Below are 16,379 nucleotides of genomic sequence, written 5' to 3'. Positions count from 1 at the left end.
GGAACCGTCAAGCAAGCCTCGCACAGGGCCAGTGGCATATTCTCGACTGTACACGCCCCGGTTTTGCGCCGACAGTTTCCCTATTGATTCGAGGGGATTTCGATGACGTTCATCTTGCCGCTAGCACGGTCTCTGACCATGGCCCTGGGGATTGCCCTTTGCCAATCCCCATTCGCCACGGCCGGAGAGATCGTCGACGAGGTTCGTTTTGGGGCCGGCGGCGTCATCGAGGGAGACGGCTCGAAGGACAAGGGGGCGGTCGGATCGCTGGAACTTTATTTCGCACCGTTCGGATCGTCTGAGACGGGACTGGCAGGCGTTCTCACGCAGCCCCGCATCGAACTCGGCGTCTCTGGCGGCGCTGACGCGACCGATCAGGTCTATGCCGGGCTGAACTGGCATCTGCCGTTGGGCGAAACGTTCTTTGCCGAAGCGGGGTTCGGCGGCACGGTCCATAACGGCAATCTCGACGGCGGCGACGGCCCGCGCCTCGGCTGCCGGCTGCTGTTCCGCGAGCAGGTGGCGCTCGGCATGCACATCACCGACAGGGTCAATCTGGTCGCGAGCGCCGACCATTCCTCCCATGCCAATATCTGCGACGGACCGAATGACGGTCTCACCCATGCCGGACTGGCGCTCGGCGTGAAATTCTAAATCTCATCCATACGCCCGCGCGCCTCTGGTGCGGCGATACCACCGCACCTATCTGCCTGTCGGAACACAGGAGATCATGGTGTCGGAATTCATCAGCTATCTATTCGCCATCTTTGTTGTCACGCCGCTTCAGGCCGAGATGACGCAGCGCCTTCAAGGCGTCCCATCGCAGGAGCTGATCGAGGCGGGCAGGGCCTGCATCTCCGTCGAGGGACCGCAGCTTCTGCGCTATGCACAGGACAATTGGGGCTGGGCGCTGGCCAACGGCCTTGGCGTCAGTGCCGGTCTGGTGGACCCCATCACGCTTTTGCCGCAGGGCAACGACAATTGCCGTCTCGTCATCCAGTCGCTGGCTGTGGAAGGATCGCGCAACGCCTGATGTCACGGCGGGCGCACCGCCAGATACATCCTGGCAATCGACATGAAGAAAAGATCGCAACCGACTAGTAGAAAAGAAAAACCCGGCCGAAGCCGGGTTTATTTGGTGCGGTCGAGAAGACTCGAACTTCCACGGGTTGCCCCACAGCGACCTCAACGCTGCGCGTCTACCAATTCCGCCACGACCGCATCGTGGTAGAGCCGATTTGCGTCGGCGAGGGAGCATCTAGCAAAAGGATTTGGGCTGCACAAGTGTGCCGTGACAGTTTTTTGAAGGATAAAAACAGGAACCCACAGCCCCTATATAAAACCAGTCGACAAAGCGCCGGAAAAGCGGGCGTCTTGCCAAGCACCGATCTTGTTGCCAGAAGGCTATCATGCTGACCAGAACCGATCTCGACCACCTTATGCTGCCCGCTTCGGGCTCCCCGCCCGTGCGCTGGCGCATTACGGACTGTCCCGTGCCCTATGAAGAGGCCATGGCAGTGATGGAGCAGGAAGTGGCCGATATTGCCGACGGCCGCGCCGACGAACTCGTCTGGCTGCTCGAACACCCGCCGCTTTATACCGCCGGAACGAGCGCCGATGCGTCCGACCTGATCGAGCCGAACCGATTCCCCGTCTACGCGACGGGGCGCGGTGGCGAATATACCTATCACGGTCCCGGCCAGCGCGTGGCCTATGTTATGCTGGACTTGAAGCGCAGAAGACAGGACGTGCGCGCCTATGTGGCAGCGTTGGAAGAACTCGTCATTCGCACCCTGGACCTGATGAATGTCCGCGGCGAACGGCGCGAGGACCGCGTCGGCGTTTGGGTTCAGCGGCCGGAAAAGCCGCGTCTCTTCGACGGCAGCATGTCGGAGGACAAGATCGCCGCACTCGGCATCCGCCTGCGCCGCTGGGTGAGCTTTCACGGCCTGTCGATCAATGTCGATCCGGATCTCACGCATTTCTCCGGCATCGTACCCTGCGGAATCAGCAATTACGGCGTCACCAGCCTTGTCGATCTCGGCATGCTGGTGATGATGCAGGATGTCGACGTGCGGCTGCGACAGGCATTCGAGGACATTTTCGGACCGACCGTCGTCGAAAAGGCGTGACAATGGTGGATGTGAAGATCAAGGCACGGCCGATTGGCGCGACCGCCGAGTTAAAGCGAAATGGTCACCCGACGGTGACAAGCCGTACCGGCGGTCAGGCGACTGTCGTCACAGGCGCTTCGGAAGAGGGCTTCAATCCGCTCGACCTGATGTTCGCGTCGCTCTCCGCTTGTCTGGCGCTCAGCGCCCGGATAGCCGCCAGCAAACTCGGCATTCTCGACCGATCTCGAAAGCGTCACTGCTGAAGTCACGGGGCAGAAATCCGCTGAGGAGCCATATCGGATCGAGCGTTTCTCCGTGTGGATAAAGATCAAAGGCGACTTCAGCGAAGCAGAGCGTTTCAAGATCGTCGAGATGGCGGAAGAGATCTGCACCGTCAGCAACACGCTGCACACACCGCCGACCATCTCGATCGAAGTCGACTAATTCACTGCCGGATCAGTCCTCGTCGGGGATCCGGCTGTCCACGCCGACAAGGCGCAGGTGATTGGCGATCTTGCGCACACCTTTCACTGCCTGAACGTGGCGAATGATCTGCTGAGCCGTCGGCGCATCATCCACTTCGCCCTCGATCGTCACGATGCCGCGCTCGACATGCACGTCGATCAGGTCCATGTCGATCACGCCAAGCGCATCGATCGCGTCGGTGACGCGTTCTTCGAGATCGTCAGCGTCCTCCAGCCCAACCGTTCCGGGGCGAAGACTGTCCTTCAACGGCTCTTCCAGTCCGTCAGCACCTGCACCGTCGATCATGAAGCCGGGATTGCGGTCCTTTTCGGCATTGGCGCCGGACGTGCCATAGGCGGCATTATCCACCGGGCCGGAACCCGCGCCGGGCTGGTCCGCGTAGGGCCAGCCCTCATCGATGTTACGGTCGTCGAAATCGCGAAAATCCTCTTCGCGCGAGGTGTCGTCGATGCTCTTCTTCAGTGGCATGGAGGCCTCCTTGCCTTTATCCATAAGGGCTGTAGTTCGGACGCGCGGAATCTGCGACGGTCAAGCCATCGCGGCCACTTGTCGGTGCAGCTCAGTTCGGCTTGCCGGTCAGGGTCAGGTGGTTTTCCACGTCATGCACCCCGTCCACTGTCTCCGCGGCCAGGATGATCTTGCGCGCCGAAATGATTGTGTCGACCGAACCTTCCAGAACCACCGTTGTTCCGTCGAGCCTTGCATCGACCGCCGATACGTCGACGTCCGGCAGCGACGACAGGCGGGCTGCGACTTCACTACCAAGGTCATTGCCATCAATCTTGGATGTTTCCGTCATGGTCTTGCTCCTCTCGTAACCATGTCGCGACAACGCACGAACCGGGCAGGGTTCTACCCGAGAGCTATTTTTCCTTCTGCCATTTGCGCACCAGCCGTTCCCGCTTCACCCGGGACAGCCGACGAAGCCAGAATATGCCGTCCAGCTGGTCGATCTCGTGCTGGATGCACACGGCGTGAAAATCCTGCGCATCCGCCTCGATGACCTTGCCGGCAAGATCCTGGTACCTCACCCGAACCTGCTTCGGGCGCTCGACCTCGTCGGTCGCGCCCGGCATGGAGACGCTGCCTTCCATGTGGCGGATGGTCGCGTCACTGGCGCTCAAGATCTCCGGATTGATGTAATAGAGCGGTCCCTGTTCCGGTGAGAGTTCCAGCACGAAGAGGCGTTGGAAGACGCCGATATGGGCAGCCGTGATGCCGACGCCCGGGGCCGCGCGCATCGTGTCCAGCAGGTCCGCAGCAAGCGCTGCAAGCTCGTCGCTGAATTCGGTGACCGGTTGGCAGATCGTCGACAAGCCGGGATCGGGATATTTCAGGATGGGACGGACGGCCATGGGCTCTCGCTTTCTGCGGCATGATTTCAGCCGCGTCTCAACCTCTGCTGATCATCAGCAAAGGACAGGTCGCGGCGGTCGATAGGATTGCTTCAGTCTTTCATGCTATCTGATTGTTGGCTATATGCTTTCCGTTGCCATTCGGCGACCGGCAGCATGCGAGGCGAGGGCGGTTGATGAGCGATATCCAGGACGACACCCTCATCCGCAACAAGGCCGGCGATGACGGCCACGACATCTATTCCGAAGACGGTTCGATCAAGTCGGATTTCCTGCTGCGCGTCGGCGCAGCGGTTGCCGATCGCGACGTTCTCTTCCTGCGCCAGCATGTTGCCAAGCTGCATGAATCCGAACTCGGCGACCTTCTCGAATCGATCCTGCCGGAACAGCGTCAGGCGCTGGTGCGGCTGCTCGGCAAGGATTTCGACCTTACCGCACTGACCGAGGTCGACGAGGCGATCCGCCTCGAGATCGTCGAGCAGATGCCGAATTCGCAGATCGCCGCGGCGATCGGCGATCTCGATCTCGGACGACGCGGTCTACATTCTTGAAGACCTCGATAAGCAGGACCAGGAAGAGATCCTTGCGCAGCTGCCGTTTACCGAACGGGTGAGGCTCAGGCGCGCGCTCGACTATCCCGAAAGCTCGGCCGGTCGCCGCATGCAGACGGAATTCGTCGCCGTACCGCCATTCTGGACGGTCGGGCAGACGATCGACTACCTGCGCGACGAGGAAAACCTGCCGGAAAGCTTTTCGCAGATCTTCGTCATCGACCCGACCTTCCGGCTGCTCGGCGTCATCGATCTCGACCGCATCCTGCGCGCCAAGCGCGTGATCCGCATCGAGACGATTATGCGGGAGACCAATCACCCGATCCCGGCCGATATGGACCAGGAAGAGGCGGCGCAGATCTTCGAGCAGTATGACTTGCTCTCCGCCGCCGTCGTCGACGACAACGACCGGCTCGTCGGCGTTCTCACAATCGACGACGTCGTCGACGTCATCCAGGAAGAGGCGGAAGAAGACCTTCGCCGCCTTTCCGGCGTCGGTGACGAAGAACTTTCCGACTCGGTCAAGGACACGTCGCGCTCCCGCGTGCCCTGGCTGATGGTGAACCTCGTCACCGCCTTCCTCTCGGCCTCGGTGATCAGTCTGTTCGAGGCGACGATCGAGGAAATCGTGGCGCTTGCCATCCTTATGCCGATCGTGGCGGGCATGGGCGGCAATGCCGGCTCGCAGACGATGACCGTGACGGTGCGGGCGCTCGCGACCCGCGACCTCGACATCCACAATGCCTGGCGCGTCGTGCGCCGCGAGGCGGGCGTCGGCATCATCAACGGCGCGCTGTTCGGCACGCTGGTCGGATCCGTCGCCGGCTGGTGGTTCGGCGATATCCAGCTTGGCATGGTCATCGCATCGGCCATGATCATCAACATGATCGCAGCCTCCATGGCCGGCATGATGATCCCAATGCTGCTCGACAAGGCAGGGACCGACCCGGCTGTGTCATCGGCGGTCTTCGTCACGGCCATCACCGACATGACCGGCTTCGTCAGCTTTCTCGGCCTGGCCACGATCTGGCTGCTGCACTGATCGGAAAGACCGGCACCAATATGTCTCCTGTGCGTCATTTGACTGTTACGTAAAAGTCAATTATTTTCCGCTGATCGCAGCAGGGATTTGACGTGGATAAATATTACAGCATCACCGAGCTTACCCGGGAATTCGGCGTCTCGACCCGGACCCTGCGTTTCTACGAGGATGAAGGCCTGCTGCAGCCGGAACGCCGTGGCCGCACTCGCCTGTTCCGCGCTGCCGATCGCCGGCTCCTGCTCGAAATCCTGCGCGGCCGACGCATCGGCTTCACTATCGCCGAAATCCGCGAGATCATCCAGGTCTACAAGGAGCCGCCGGGCGAACTCGGCCAGCTCAAGCTTTTGATGAAGCGTGTCGACGAAAAACGCGACGAGCTGCGCCAGAAGCGCAAGGATATCGACGAGACACTGGTCGAGCTCGACAATGTCGAGGAAGCCTGCCTGACGCGCCTCGCCGAAATCGGCGTCGGCACCTGATTCTCAGCCACTCGTCGCCTCAATAGGGTTCACTGGGCCGGAATTGCCGCCGAGCATTCCTGCGCGATGATCTGGATACGGTTATCCTGGGCACTGATCTCGCCGCCCTGCAGCGGTGTCATCAACTGCTGGCCGATCAGCGCATCGGCGGTACAGCCGCAGAACTGCCGGCATGTCGCTTCGTCCGCTTCCTTCACGCAGCTCATCTGGCAGCTAGACATATAGTTCACCCGCGGATCGACCGCAGGCGGCGGCGAGACCAGCGAAAACAGATAGACGAGGCCGATCAGGACCGGCTGGTGCACGAGATAGACGACCAGGCTGTGCCGGCCCGCCTTGGCCAGCAGCGTATCGCGGCGCTGGACATCGGCAAGCCTGAAGTTCCAGCCACGCGCGATGGCGATCCGGGCGATTGCGACACCGGCGAGCAGCGCCGCCAGCCACGGAAACAGCGGCACATAGTCGTTGGAACGCGGCGGCAGTTCGGCAAAGCCGATCCAGCTCAGCCAGCGCGTATCGAAGGCAGGCGAATGAAGGAAACCGGGCATTACGCTCGCGTCGGCAATCATCGCCACCACGATCACAAGCGGCACGATGATACCGATCGCCAACGGCAGCTGAAGGAAGAGCACGCCTATGACGCTCGATACCGCGATATTGTGCAGAATGCCGAAATAGATCCATTCATGCGGGAAAGCGATATAGGTCGCGATACTGATCGCGGCGGCCGCCCCGGCGACGATGGCGAATCGCTTCCAGAATGAAGTCCAGCGAATGCCCCGGCCATGGGCCAGAACGAGGCTGACGCCGGCGAGAAACAGGAAGGAACTGGCGATCGAGCGGGCATAGATGCGGAAGAAGCCCTGCGTCGCCGTGCCCGGATCGAGATAGCCGAAGAATTCCAGATCCCATGTCAGGTGATAGGTCGCCATTGCGATGAGCGCGATGCCCCGCAATGTGTCGATGAGAAGGATACGGGGCGATTTCGGCGCTGTGGCCTGGCTGTCTGCTGGAATGCTCAATTGAATACCCTGGGATTACCTTGGAGGTTCTCGGGACCGCTATGGCTGCTTGTTGGCTTCCATGATCGCCAGCCGCGCCTCGGAAAAATACTGGCGGCGGGTCAGGACCACGATGATGAAGATCGTCATGCCCATGAACATATAGGGCCCGACGAACCAGCCCAGATAGCCGACCGACAGGAACAGTGCTCTGAGACCGGAATTGAAATGGCTGGCGGCGATCGCATTCATCCGCACCACCTGGTCGGCGGCGGCCTCGGCCGCTGCCCGATCCGCATTGGTATCGTGCATCATCGGCAGCGCGCCGAACAGGATGGTGCAGTAGTTGAACAGCCGGTAGGACCAGCCGAACTTGAAAAAGGCGTAGCCGAACAGGAAGGTCAGCCCGACAACCTTGAGCTCAAAGGCGGTGCGGCCGGCATAGGCGACGAAGGCGAGGTCACGGAAGACCGCCTCGACCTGGTCCGTCGCACCGAGCAGCGCGAAGCAGCCGCCGATGGCGAAAATCGAGGTGGAGGCGAAGAATGCGGTGCCGTTCTGCAGGCCGGCAAGGATCTGCGTGTCGATCATCTTCAGGTCGCGACGCAGCGAATTGTAGATCCAGTGCTTGCGCCGTTCCGCCATGGCCCGATTGAGGCTCAGCCGTGGAAAGAATCTCGCGCCGGAGCCGGCTGTCAGCCAGGAATAGGTTACCCAGGCAAGCACGAAGACTGCAAAGGCAACATAGTCGGCAACGGTCATATGTCCTCCACCAGATTCGACAGGCCCTGCCGTCTTGCGCGGTTTCCGCTTTGACGGCAAGGGGCAAGACAAGAGCTAGGCGCAGCCCGCAGCCCGGCAACCGCCGTCGAAGGAATTCCGCTCTTGAATATCCATAAGCCTCGGCGCATAGGCTAGCGTCGCGTCATGTCGTTGGCATCAAAACCCGTGTCGGCCCGCCACCATGACGCCACGCTCACTTGGCATAGGCTAAGACAATCAGTCGGCATTCTGGACACGCGCCCCCATGTTTCTTTCCGTCTTCGACGTCTTCAAGATCGGCATCGGTCCGTCCAGCTCCCACACGATGGGGCCTATGTCGGCGGCAAACCGCTTTCTCGACCTTATCCTCTCCGACGAATGGCCGCGCCCGTCCGGCACTCATGTCGCCGCGCTGCAGGCGTCGCTGCACGGCTCGCTCGCCTTTACCGGGATCGGTCACGGCACGGGCAGGGCGGTCATCCTCGGCCTGATGGGTGAGGCGCCGAATAGCGTTGACCCCGACCGCATGGATGAGATCATCGACGAGGTGGAGCGCACCGGTTGCGTTACGCCTCCCGGCCACCCATCCTACTTCTTCCAACCGAAGACCGACCTGATCTTCGATAAAAAGCAGCCGCTGCCAGGCCATGCCAACGGCATGAGTTTTTCCGCGCTCGACCGTGACGGCCGCCTGCTGCTCAAGCGCGTCTACTATTCCATCGGCGGCGGTTTCGTCGTCACCGATACCGAGCTTGCCGCGATGCGCGCAGCCAAGGATGCCGGCTCCGGCGAACGCGTGCCTTATCCGTTTGCCAGCGCGAAGCAGATGCTCGACATGTCCCATGGCGCCGGCCTCAGCATTTCGCAGATGAAGCGCGCCAACGAACTGACCCGGATGAGCGAGCAGAAGCTCGAAGACGGGCTTGATTCGATCTGGGGCGCGATGAGCGGCTGTATCGACCGCGGCCTCAAGGTCGACGGTATCATGCCCGGCGGGCTGAAGGTCAAGCGCCGGGCGCGCGCGATCCACGACCGGCTGAACGAGGAATGGCGCAGCAACCGCCACAACCCGCTCCTCGCCAATGACTGGCTCAGCGTCTACGCCATGGCCGTCAACGAGGAGAATGCCGGTGGCGGACGGGTCGTCACCGCGCCGACCAACGGTGCAGCGGGCGTCATCCCGGCGACGCTCAAATATTTCCTGCATTTCCACGAGGACGCGACGCGGGAGGACATCCACGACTTCCTGCTGACGGCAGCCGCCGTCGGCGGCATCATCAAGCATAATGCTTCGATTTCCGGCGCCGAAGTGGGCTGTCAGGGCGAGGTGGGTTCGGCGGCCGCGATGGCGGCTGCGGGCCTTGCCGCTGTCATGGGCGGTTCGCCGGAGCAGATCGAGAACGCGGCTGAAATCGCGCTCGAACACCATCTCGGCATGACCTGCGATCCTATCGCCGGTCTCGTCCAGGTTCCCTGCATCGAGCGCAATGCGCTCGGCGCGGTCAAGGCGGTGACGGCCGCCTCGCTCGCCATCAAGGGCGACGGTACCCATTTCGTGCCGCTCGACGCCTGTATCGAGACCATGCGCCAGACCGGAAACGACATGAGCGAGAAATACAAGGAAACCTCGACCGGCGGTCTTGCCGTCAATGTCGTGGAGTGCTGATCGGCCTCGTCACTGTGGACAGGCCGACCATTGGCACTTGACGCATCGGGCCTGCGGGTCTTCAAGCAAAGCCATGGCTCTTCATCTGATCAAGCTCTGCGTCGGCGCGGACAGCATCCAGGATCTGCGGGACTGGGTGGCCGAACGGTCTCTCACCGCAATGGCCGCCGGGCTGGAACCGCACAGCATCCATACGACCCGCATGGTGCCGAAGCGCGTCGACGAACTGCTCGATAACGGCTCGCTCTACTGGGTCATCAAGGGGCAGGTCGCAGCAAGGCAGAAGCTTCTGGATATCCGCACCTTCACCGGCGGCGACGGCATCCAGCGCTGCGAGCTGGTGCTCGGGCCCGAAGTGATCGAGACCGCTTCGCAACCGAAGCGGCCGTTCCAGGGCTGGCGCTATCTGAAGGACGAGGAAGTGCCGCGCGATCTCGGGGCACTTGGCGAGGATGTCGCGGCGCTGCCCGAAGACCTGCGCCGCGAACTAGCCGATCTCGGCCTCCTCTAAATCCTATTCGACTCAGTCTGCCTTCGGCAGTGCCATCCGCACCGGCGCACGGCCGGAATGGGCGGCGACGTGAAGGTGGATACCGGCCACCGGCTGTCCCTGACGCCAGGCGCGCGCGCCGTGGCTGAGCAGCATGGACACGAGGTCCTTGGTCTTTTCCTTCGACCGGTTGAGGCCGAGGCCGGCAAGCCGCATGGCTGCCTCGTGGAGCGGGTTGAGCGCTACGCCCCGTGCCCGCGACATCTGCACCATTCCGAAATCGATGCTGTTTTCATTCATTCCCATCGGAAACCCCGTTTACACATTACAAACTCGAGATTTCTCCGGGCCGTCGCCGGCCCGGCGGTGAGACAGGCGGGCTTGTCGCCCGCTGCCGTTACTGCATGGAAGCCCAGCAGCCTACGCCCTTCTTCTTCAAAGCATTGCAGGCATTGACCGCGTCCTTCTGGTCGTCGAAACCGCCGAACCGGGCGCGGTAGATCTGCTGGCCGCCATTGGAGAAGGCGACCGTGAAAGGTTTGGCGGTACGCAATACCTTGCCGCCTTTATCCTGCGCACTCTGCAGGAGTTCGTTGGCCATCTTCTCGTTCGGAGAGACGCCGATCTGAATGACCCAGCCGGACATGGCCACGGACTTGGTAGCCGTGCGGGTCGAAGCCGTGGTGACTTCATCAACAGAAGCCTCGGGCAGATCACGCTTCAGGGAAGCCTGCTCGCGCTTCGGCATGTATTCGGGAGCCGGCGAAGGGATCGCTGCGGGCGGAGACATCGCCGCGCTCATCGCCTGGTCGACGGACCGGCTCTGGGCTGACTGGCCGGCATAAGCCGAGGCAGACGCGGTTTCGACTGCAGCCGGGGCCTGGCGCTGGGTGTAGCGGGCATCCGGAAGCGGGCCATTGTCTGGCAGATCGAACGCAGCCACCTGGCGACCTTCGGAAGCCTGAGCGGTTACGGCTGGAGCACGGGCAACGGGGGTCGCAGGAGCCGCCGGAGCAGTCTGCGCGATCAGGTTGGAACGACCGCCACGGGAAGCCTTGGGAAGGTATTCGGCGACCAGCTTGCGCATCGTTGCGTCACGGGCAGCACTGGAGCGACCGCCGAGAACAACGGCAACGATCGAGCGGCCGTCAAGTTCAGCCGACGTGGCAAGGTTGCTGCCTGCAGCACGGGTATAACCGGTCTTGATACCATCGACGCCCCTGACCGTGCCGACGAGGCGGTTGTGGTTGCCAATCGTGACCTTGCCATACTGGAAGGAGCGAATACCGAAATACGGGTAGTATTGCGGAAAGTGCTGGCGAAGAGCGATACCGAGGCGAGCCTGGTCGCGGGCCGTCGTCATCTGCGCCGTGTTGGGCAGGCCATGCGCATTGCGATAGGTCGTGCGGGTCATACCCAATGCGCGAGCCTTGCTCGTCATCAGCTGGGCAAAGCGCGCCTCCGAGCCGCCGACATATTCACCGAGAGCGGTCGCGATGTCGTTTGCGGAGCGCGTCACCAGAGCACGGATAGCCTGATCGACGGTCACGCTGCCGCCTGCCTTGACGTAGAGCTTCGACGGCGGCTCCTTGGCGGCATTGGCCGAAACAGGAACCTTGGAGTCGAGACTGATGCGGCCGGATTCGAGCGCTTCGAAGGTGAGATAAAGGGTCATCATCTTGGTCAGCGACGCCGGGTAGCGCAGACCGTCAGGATCTTCGCCGTACAGGACCTTGCCCGACTTCGCATCAACGACGATGCCCGCATATTTCGGCGCCGCTTCAGCTGCCGTTGCCTGCCCGAGAGCAGACAGGGCCATTGCCAATGCGAAAAAATATCCGAGACGCTTTGCCTTCACTGCACCCTTGGGAGAGGATGCGAAGAACATGGTTTTCAACACTGCCGCACTCATCGCTTTAATCATTGCCATCAGATCCGGACGCGCCCCCGCCAGACCGTTGTCGGCCAATATAGGAGATCAGCGTTACCAAGTGGTTTATGATGAACGGCTGGTTTCTTCGATCTGACGCATTTTAGTTCGTCTTCGTCCCGATCCTGCCCGCAGGCTCTGCAAGCCGCGACCGGACAAAGGATTTAACTGCGGCATCAATATGGTCCCAGTCCTTCAACAGCGTGCTGGAGAAGCGATAAAGAACCGTCAGGTCGTTTCCGATGTGGATATCGCGCTGGCAGTCGGCGCCGGTCGCCTTTGCGCCGGGTGCGGGAATCAGGCAGCGGACCACATAGGGCAGGGCACCATCGCCACGATCCGCGGTCAGAACAACCTCATCGCCATAGCCGCTGTCGGCACGCAGATGATGGAGGGTCAGGCCGCTGATATAGGTTTGGGCCTCGCCCTCGAACAGTTGCGCATAAACCGGCCCGAGCCTTCCGGACATTTCCTTGGACATCGTGCTCTGGGACAATTGCAGGAAGATCAGCAGGTTCGGCTGCTCGACTGAGTCGAAACTCTTGCGCATAGCTTCGCTATAGCCTTCAAGGCCCGGCCAGGTGAGGTAGACGTCGAGACGTTCCGCGACACCGGACCTCCGCTGGTCGGCGAAGCGGATCATGTTGGCGGGAACACGCAGCGTATCCTCGCCGATCGTCACCGCCATCACCTCCTGGCTCTGCGAATGACCGCCAAGCGCAATGCGCTGCCCCAGCCAATGGCCTCCCACGCTGATACCGATCGTCGCGATCACCAGCAGGGCGATGACTATCGCCAGGCGAAAGATGAATCGCTGGGATATGAGCGGGAGATCGTCCTCGACGGGCGCGGATGTCCGGTTCGACATTTGATCCTGTGTCCTTCAGCAGCAATGCGGGGACCAAACAGGATACAGGGGGCCCAGTCGCTTTCGCCGGCGATACTCCACCCGCCATCGTTAACGCTTCGTAAAGCGCCTGAATGCGCAAAGCCGGCGCCGACATGATCGGCCCCGGCTTGACGGTATCGGCGGCTGGGCGCTGTGCCCGGCGTGACTTACTGGCTGACGCTGCCGACGGCGACGGCGCGGCCGTCCTGGAGCTTGACCCAGCGCGACGGATCGCTTGCGTCCTGGCGCTTGAGATAGGTGTATTCGGTATCGGTCCAGATCATGACCTTGTTGCGCATATTGTCGAGAATATAGTCGCCGCGGTCGGTGCGGACGGTGAGCACCGCATGACCTTCGCCGCTCGGCTGCAGAACGACGGTGATCAGCAGGTCAGAGGCGTCGAAGCCCTTGGCCATCAGCATCTTGCGCTTCAGGAGAACGAAGTCCTCGCAGTCGCCGACGGTGCGAGGGTAGGCCCAGCGTTCCTCGACGCCGTAGATTTCCTGGTCGGTCATCGGGGTGATCGAGGTGTTGACGGTGTAATTGACGTCGAGAAGCGTCTTCCACTTGTCTTCCGTCAGCTTGGCCGGGCCGGCATCGCGGCCGAGCGGCTGGCACTCGCTGGCGTAGGTCTGGCAGAATTCGTAGTGACCGATCGGCGGGTTGGCCTTGCCGATGATCCGCATCGCGCCGGCCGGCATTGCCAAAGAAGGTGCCGCTGCTGCAAGAGCGATGGCTGCCGTCAGAACTACCCGTACAAATGTCTTCGGAAGCATGATCTGCTGTCTCCCCGTTCGTTGGGAGGACAGTGCCAGAGGGCATTTTCCAGAGCGCAAAATAGCGTCGTAAAATCAAACGCTTATTGTAATCGAACTTGAGACAAATACGCATAAAACACGCGGAAAATTTAATTCAAATGCCGCGCAAATTCGCGGCAAATTTGATTAAAATACCGATCAAATCCGACCGTTCGCATCGCAAGACATTGAGACTCCTGACGTCTTCGTCAGCGATCGACGGGCGGCATAACCATCATGCAGTGTGTTAAGCGGCGCTTCCGAAGTCGTGAGAGCCCGACGCATGGCGGAAATCCTGGGCGAAATGGGTCAAAGTCACGCCGAAAACGCGCCCAAAAAAATCCCGAAAAGGCACATTTTTTTCGAGCGGGTCCTGTTTTCGAACAACAGGATACGAAAACGCCCCGTCCTATGTGCCGCAAACGGACAAAGGAAGAGGCGTCGAACGTCTGATTTATAAGATAGGGAACGCTTCTTACAGGAAAGCCGTCAATGCTTCGCGGGACTGGACCGAGGCGAACTCGATCGCGACACCTTCCATGAAGTGACGGACGACGCGGCCACGCATGTTGCCGAGCCGGACCGGCGTTCCGAGCGGAGGACGCACTTCGAGGTCGACGGCAGCGCCGGATAGCGAAAGGTCCATGATGCGGCAGGCATAGCGCGTGCCGTCTTCGAGCGTGAGCTCGGAAAGGGTGTTGCGCGGCGTCAGACGATCGTGACGACGATCTTCCGGCAGGCCGAGCTCGTGCTTGTTGGCGATCCAGGTCAGCTGCGCGGCGAGTTTCTCGCGCTTGCGCTCAGTCGCGTTGATCGACATGACGAAGCCGTCGTCGGACAGGCTGACGACATTGCCTTCAAGGCGGCCGAGATGATCGAGATAGGCGATGACGCGCTCATTGACGCGTGGACGGCCGACGCAGGTGAAACGCACATCTCCGGGCGACATATCGATGGCCGAGCAGGCGTATTCTTCATGACTGGCCAGCATCAGACGACCTTCGACATTGACCGTCACGCGCTGAAACGACCGCTGCTGGACAACGGCGGGCTGCGTCGGTTGTGTCGTGGCCGGCTGAAAAGAATACATTTAGAAATCTGCTCTGGGTCTGACCGTCAACTATAGAGATATCACCAGCCAGTTAACAGATGGTTCTCTGAGGGCACCTGAAGGCTGTTGCCGGTCGCTACCGTCGAGCCTGGACAAACCGGCTATTGGCAACCAGCCGCTGAAGCAGCGTCACCGGGGATTGCGCTAGCGGCTCCTCATGTCTCAAACGAGGAATGGCGCCATCGGCTTCGACAAAGGCCCAGTTCTCCAGGGAAAGTGTCTTGACGGGCACCAGACGCGGCGGCGGCGAACGAAAGCGCGGTATCAGCGCGCCGAGGACCCGGTCGCTGACATGGCCGATAGTGCGCAGCGGCATCAGAAGCAGATCATGGGGGCGATCGTCACCATCCGGAGATAGCCTGACCTCGAGGAGCGCGGCGCGCTCGTAGAGCAGCACGTTGTCGATGATTTCCTTGGGGCGCCCTCCGGCACCTTCCCCCAGATCGCCTGATAGTCGGTGCCACGAAGCTCGCGATCGAAGAGTTCGCAGATCCTGGTGCCGGCAAGAGCGAAGGAGAGGGTAGCCGGTGCGGACCCGGTTACGATGAACAGATTTGGCAGGAAATGGCGCAGGGCGGACGGATCGAGATCTGCGCGCAGCGGGGCAGGGCGCGCGCCTCTCAAGCCGTTCCAATAGTTAAGGATTTCTTCCGTTGCTCTAGTCCGCATTCAGCCTGTCCTGTTCGATTATGATCCAGATCGCCCCTTTTGACCCCTTGGATATATTAGGATTAGCGAAAATCGTGCCAGTTGACCGATAGGCCGGTGAAGGCGGCTCATGAAATGGTGAAGGCTGCGGGCGGAAAGCCATTGCCTCCGCACATTGCCGTTGCAGGGATGCTGCTGTATGCCTTGGCTACATGCGCAGAAAGGAATGGCCATGGACGATCGGCCCGACATGGCCCCGGACGATGCTTTCGAAGAGAAGGAGAAGCGGCCTTCGCCGCCGGCCTTCAATCTGCCGCGCATCCTGCTGTTGAGCCTTGCACTGCTCGCCGGCCTCTATGTCGTGCAGGAGTATATCCTCAGCGGCGACCAGCGCCTCGCCTTCATCGTCGAGCTCGCCTTCACCCCGATCCGCTATGCCTATCCGCTGGGAGACCAGGGTTACGAGTGGCTGTGGACTCCGGTCACCTATTCTCTGCTTCACGGGGGCGTCGAACATATTGCCTTCAACGGCCTGTGGCTTGCCGCATTCGGCGCGCCTGTCGTGCGGCGCATCGGTGCCGTCCGCTACCTGCTGTTCTGGGCATTCTCAGCCGCAGCGTCCGCGTTCTTTCATGCGGCGATCCATTGGGGCGAGGAAACCCTGCTGATCGGTGCCTCGGGCGTCGTCTCGGCATTGATGGGCGCCGCCTGCCGGTTCGCCTTTCCCTCGGGCGGCGGGTATGACCGCAATTTCGGCCACCTCCATCCGCGCCTGTCGATCGCCCGCGCGCTTTCCAATCGCACCGTTCTCATGTTCACCGGCATGTGGCTGCTCGGCAATATGCTGATCGCCTTCGGCCTGCCGCTGATCGGCAGCGATGTGGGCGAGATCGCCTGGGACGCCCATATCGGCGGCTTTCTCTTCGGCTTCCTGCTGTTTTCGCTTTTCGATCCGATCCGCTACCGGGAGCTGTGATCACAGCCGCTTGATCTCGGAATCCGCCCGTCCTACAATCTTCGCGATACGAAGAGTGCCCCGGGAGAGAGTTTTCAGGAGG

The 16,379-nt window shown here is 61.3% G+C and carries 19 protein-coding genes, 1 tRNA gene and 2 pseudogenes; 9 read left to right on the top strand and 13 right to left on the bottom strand.

Annotation, left to right across the window (positions count from 1 at the left end):
- Window positions 1-102 precede the first annotated feature (102 nt).
- Together N7E02_RS25650 and N7E02_RS25645 are read left to right on the top strand one after the other, a co-directional pair.
- A complete protein-coding gene (locus tag N7E02_RS25650; RefSeq protein WP_286580531.1) occupies window positions 103-654 on the top strand; it encodes an acyloxyacyl hydrolase in 552 nt (183 codons plus the stop codon).
- A gap of 79 nt (window positions 655-733) precedes the next feature.
- Window positions 734-1,033 (top strand): hypothetical protein, encoded by a 300-nt coding sequence (locus N7E02_RS25645; RefSeq protein ID WP_286580529.1) that lies wholly within the window; start codon window positions 734-736, stop codon window positions 1,031-1,033.
- Window positions 1,034-1,136: 103 nt separating this feature from the next.
- On the opposite strand, the gene N7E02_RS25640 is transcribed toward N7E02_RS25645, so the two are convergent.
- Window positions 1,137-1,221: transfer RNA gene (locus N7E02_RS25640), tRNA-Leu, on the bottom strand.
- Between the two features lie 188 nt (window positions 1,222-1,409).
- Between N7E02_RS25640 and lipB the strand changes: the two genes are divergently transcribed.
- Together lipB and N7E02_RS25630 are read left to right on the top strand one after the other, a co-directional pair.
- Entirely contained in the window at window positions 1,410-2,132 is a 723-nt protein-coding gene (gene lipB, locus N7E02_RS25635) for a lipoyl(octanoyl) transferase LipB (RefSeq protein ID WP_286580528.1), read from the top strand.
- A gap of 2 nt (window positions 2,133-2,134) precedes the next feature.
- Window positions 2,135-2,558 (top strand): annotated as a pseudogene (locus N7E02_RS25630) (OsmC family protein).
- 12 nt (window positions 2,559-2,570) lie between these two features.
- Here N7E02_RS25630 and N7E02_RS25625 read toward each other — a convergent pair.
- The 3 genes from N7E02_RS25625 to N7E02_RS25615 form a co-directional block, all read right to left on the bottom strand.
- Window positions 2,571-3,068 carry a BON domain-containing protein gene (locus N7E02_RS25625; RefSeq protein WP_286580526.1) on the bottom strand — a complete coding sequence of 166 codons (498 nt, stop codon included), beginning with the start codon at window positions 3,066-3,068 and terminating at the stop codon, window positions 2,571-2,573.
- A 91-nt stretch (window positions 3,069-3,159) separates the two neighbouring features.
- Window positions 3,160-3,399: a BON domain-containing protein gene (locus tag N7E02_RS25620; protein WP_286580524.1), complete on the bottom strand. Its 240-nt coding sequence runs from the start codon at window positions 3,397-3,399 to the stop codon at window positions 3,160-3,162.
- Between the two features lie 64 nt (window positions 3,400-3,463).
- Window positions 3,464-3,955: a peptide deformylase gene (locus N7E02_RS25615; RefSeq protein ID WP_286580522.1), complete on the bottom strand. Its 492-nt coding sequence runs from the start codon at window positions 3,953-3,955 to the stop codon at window positions 3,464-3,466.
- Window positions 3,956-4,131: 176 nt separating this feature from the next.
- Here N7E02_RS25615 and mgtE point away from each other — a divergent pair.
- Window positions 4,132-5,548, top strand: a pseudogene (gene mgtE, locus N7E02_RS25610) (magnesium transporter).
- Between the two features lie 92 nt (window positions 5,549-5,640).
- On the top strand, window positions 5,641-6,027 hold the full coding sequence (locus tag N7E02_RS25605) for a MerR family transcriptional regulator (RefSeq protein ID WP_093000192.1): 387 nt from the start codon (window positions 5,641-5,643) through the stop codon (window positions 6,025-6,027).
- 29 nt (window positions 6,028-6,056) lie between these two features.
- Here N7E02_RS25605 and N7E02_RS25600 read toward each other — a convergent pair whose 3' ends face one another.
- Both N7E02_RS25600 and N7E02_RS25595 read right to left on the bottom strand, forming a co-directional pair.
- Window positions 6,057-7,049, bottom strand: a complete 993-nt coding sequence (locus N7E02_RS25600) for an acetyltransferase domain-containing protein (RefSeq protein WP_286580519.1) — start codon at window positions 7,047-7,049, stop codon at window positions 6,057-6,059.
- A gap of 39 nt (window positions 7,050-7,088) precedes the next feature.
- Window positions 7,089-7,790 (bottom strand): DUF599 domain-containing protein, encoded by a 702-nt coding sequence (locus N7E02_RS25595; RefSeq protein WP_286580517.1) that lies wholly within the window; start codon window positions 7,788-7,790, stop codon window positions 7,089-7,091.
- Window positions 7,791-8,055: 265 nt separating this feature from the next.
- Here N7E02_RS25595 and N7E02_RS25590 point away from each other — a divergent pair, with 265 nt between their 5' ends.
- On the top strand, window positions 8,056-9,456 hold the full coding sequence (locus N7E02_RS25590) for an L-serine ammonia-lyase (RefSeq protein WP_286580515.1): 1,401 nt from the start codon (window positions 8,056-8,058) through the stop codon (window positions 9,454-9,456).
- Between the two features lie 73 nt (window positions 9,457-9,529).
- Complete coding sequence (locus tag N7E02_RS25585; protein WP_286580512.1) at window positions 9,530-9,967, top strand: DUF1489 family protein; 438 nt, start codon at window positions 9,530-9,532, stop codon at window positions 9,965-9,967.
- A 12-nt stretch (window positions 9,968-9,979) separates the two neighbouring features.
- On the opposite strand, the gene N7E02_RS25580 is transcribed toward N7E02_RS25585, so the two are convergent.
- From N7E02_RS25580 to N7E02_RS29920, 7 genes are all read right to left on the bottom strand, one after another.
- Complete coding sequence (locus tag N7E02_RS25580) at window positions 9,980-10,252, bottom strand: hypothetical protein (RefSeq protein ID WP_286580510.1); 273 nt, start codon at window positions 10,250-10,252, stop codon at window positions 9,980-9,982.
- A gap of 91 nt (window positions 10,253-10,343) precedes the next feature.
- On the bottom strand, window positions 10,344-11,867 hold the full coding sequence (locus N7E02_RS25575) for an SPOR domain-containing protein (protein ID WP_374730746.1): 1,524 nt from the start codon (window positions 11,865-11,867) through the stop codon (window positions 10,344-10,346).
- Window positions 11,868-11,979: 112 nt separating this feature from the next.
- Window positions 11,980-12,744, bottom strand: coding sequence for a hypothetical protein (locus N7E02_RS25570; RefSeq protein ID WP_286580507.1), 765 nt, complete (start codon window positions 12,742-12,744; stop codon window positions 11,980-11,982).
- 188 nt (window positions 12,745-12,932) lie between these two features.
- A complete protein-coding gene (locus N7E02_RS25565) occupies window positions 12,933-13,541 on the bottom strand; it encodes a transglutaminase-like cysteine peptidase (protein ID WP_286580505.1) in 609 nt (202 codons plus the stop codon).
- A gap of 496 nt (window positions 13,542-14,037) precedes the next feature.
- A complete protein-coding gene (locus tag N7E02_RS25560) occupies window positions 14,038-14,652 on the bottom strand; it encodes a PilZ domain-containing protein (RefSeq protein WP_286580503.1) in 615 nt (204 codons plus the stop codon).
- A 97-nt stretch (window positions 14,653-14,749) separates the two neighbouring features.
- Window positions 14,750-15,070 carry a hypothetical protein gene (locus N7E02_RS25555; RefSeq protein ID WP_286580502.1) on the bottom strand — a complete coding sequence of 107 codons (321 nt, stop codon included), beginning with the start codon at window positions 15,068-15,070 and terminating at the stop codon, window positions 14,750-14,752.
- Window positions 14,989-15,342 carry a PAS domain-containing protein gene (locus N7E02_RS29920; protein WP_353622851.1) on the bottom strand — a complete coding sequence of 118 codons (354 nt, stop codon included), beginning with the start codon at window positions 15,340-15,342 and terminating at the stop codon, window positions 14,989-14,991. The genes N7E02_RS25555 and N7E02_RS29920 overlap by 82 nt, the downstream gene beginning before the upstream one ends.
- A gap of 229 nt (window positions 15,343-15,571) precedes the next feature.
- Here N7E02_RS29920 and N7E02_RS25550 point away from each other — a divergent pair, with 229 nt between their 5' ends.
- Entirely contained in the window at window positions 15,572-16,297 is a 726-nt protein-coding gene (locus N7E02_RS25550) for a rhomboid family intramembrane serine protease (protein ID WP_286584032.1), read from the top strand.
- Window positions 16,298-16,379: the final 82 nt, after the last annotated feature.

The organism is Terrirhizobium terrae, assembly GCF_030323265.1.
Classification (GTDB): Bacteria; Pseudomonadota; Alphaproteobacteria; order Rhizobiales; family Rhizobiaceae; genus Neorhizobium.
This window is presented reverse-complemented; position numbering and strand designations above follow the sequence as displayed.

What these genes read in the sequence shown, in the direction of transcription:
- N7E02_RS25565 (WP_286580505.1), bottom strand. Translation starts at nt 13,541, where the DNA reads ATGCTTCCGAAGACATTTGTACGGGTAGTTCTGACGGCAGCCATCGCT.
- N7E02_RS25590 (WP_286580515.1), top strand. Translation starts at nt 8,056, where the DNA reads ATGTTTCTTTCCGTCTTCGACGTCTTCAAGATCGGCATCGGTCCGTCC.
- N7E02_RS25625 (WP_286580526.1), bottom strand. Translation starts at nt 3,068, where the DNA reads ATGCCACTGAAGAAGAGCATCGACGACACCTCGCGCGAAGAGGATTTT.
- N7E02_RS25650 (WP_286580531.1), top strand. Translation starts at nt 103, where the DNA reads ATGACGTTCATCTTGCCGCTAGCACGGTCTCTGACCATGGCCCTGGGG.
- N7E02_RS25615 (WP_286580522.1), bottom strand. Translation starts at nt 3,955, where the DNA reads ATGGCCGTCCGTCCCATCCTGAAATATCCCGATCCCGGCTTGTCGACG.
- N7E02_RS25595 (WP_286580517.1), bottom strand. Translation starts at nt 7,790, where the DNA reads ATGACCGTTGCCGACTATGTTGCCTTTGCAGTCTTCGTGCTTGCCTGG.
- N7E02_RS25550 (WP_286584032.1), top strand. Translation starts at nt 15,572, where the DNA reads ATGGCCCCGGACGATGCTTTCGAAGAGAAGGAGAAGCGGCCTTCGCCG.
- N7E02_RS25580 (WP_286580510.1), bottom strand. Translation starts at nt 10,252, where the DNA reads ATGGGAATGAATGAAAACAGCATCGATTTCGGAATGGTGCAGATGTCG.
- N7E02_RS25585 (WP_286580512.1), top strand. Translation starts at nt 9,530, where the DNA reads ATGGCTCTTCATCTGATCAAGCTCTGCGTCGGCGCGGACAGCATCCAG.
- N7E02_RS25560 (WP_286580503.1), bottom strand. Translation starts at nt 14,652, where the DNA reads ATGTATTCTTTTCAGCCGGCCACGACACAACCGACGCAGCCCGCCGTT.
- lipB (WP_286580528.1), top strand. Translation starts at nt 1,410, where the DNA reads ATGCTGACCAGAACCGATCTCGACCACCTTATGCTGCCCGCTTCGGGC.
- N7E02_RS29920 (WP_353622851.1), bottom strand. Translation starts at nt 15,342, where the DNA reads ATGCGGACTAGAGCAACGGAAGAAATCCTTAACTATTGGAACGGCTTG.
- N7E02_RS25620 (WP_286580524.1), bottom strand. Translation starts at nt 3,399, where the DNA reads ATGACGGAAACATCCAAGATTGATGGCAATGACCTTGGTAGTGAAGTC.
- N7E02_RS25570 (WP_286580507.1), bottom strand. Translation starts at nt 12,744, where the DNA reads ATGTCGAACCGGACATCCGCGCCCGTCGAGGACGATCTCCCGCTCATA.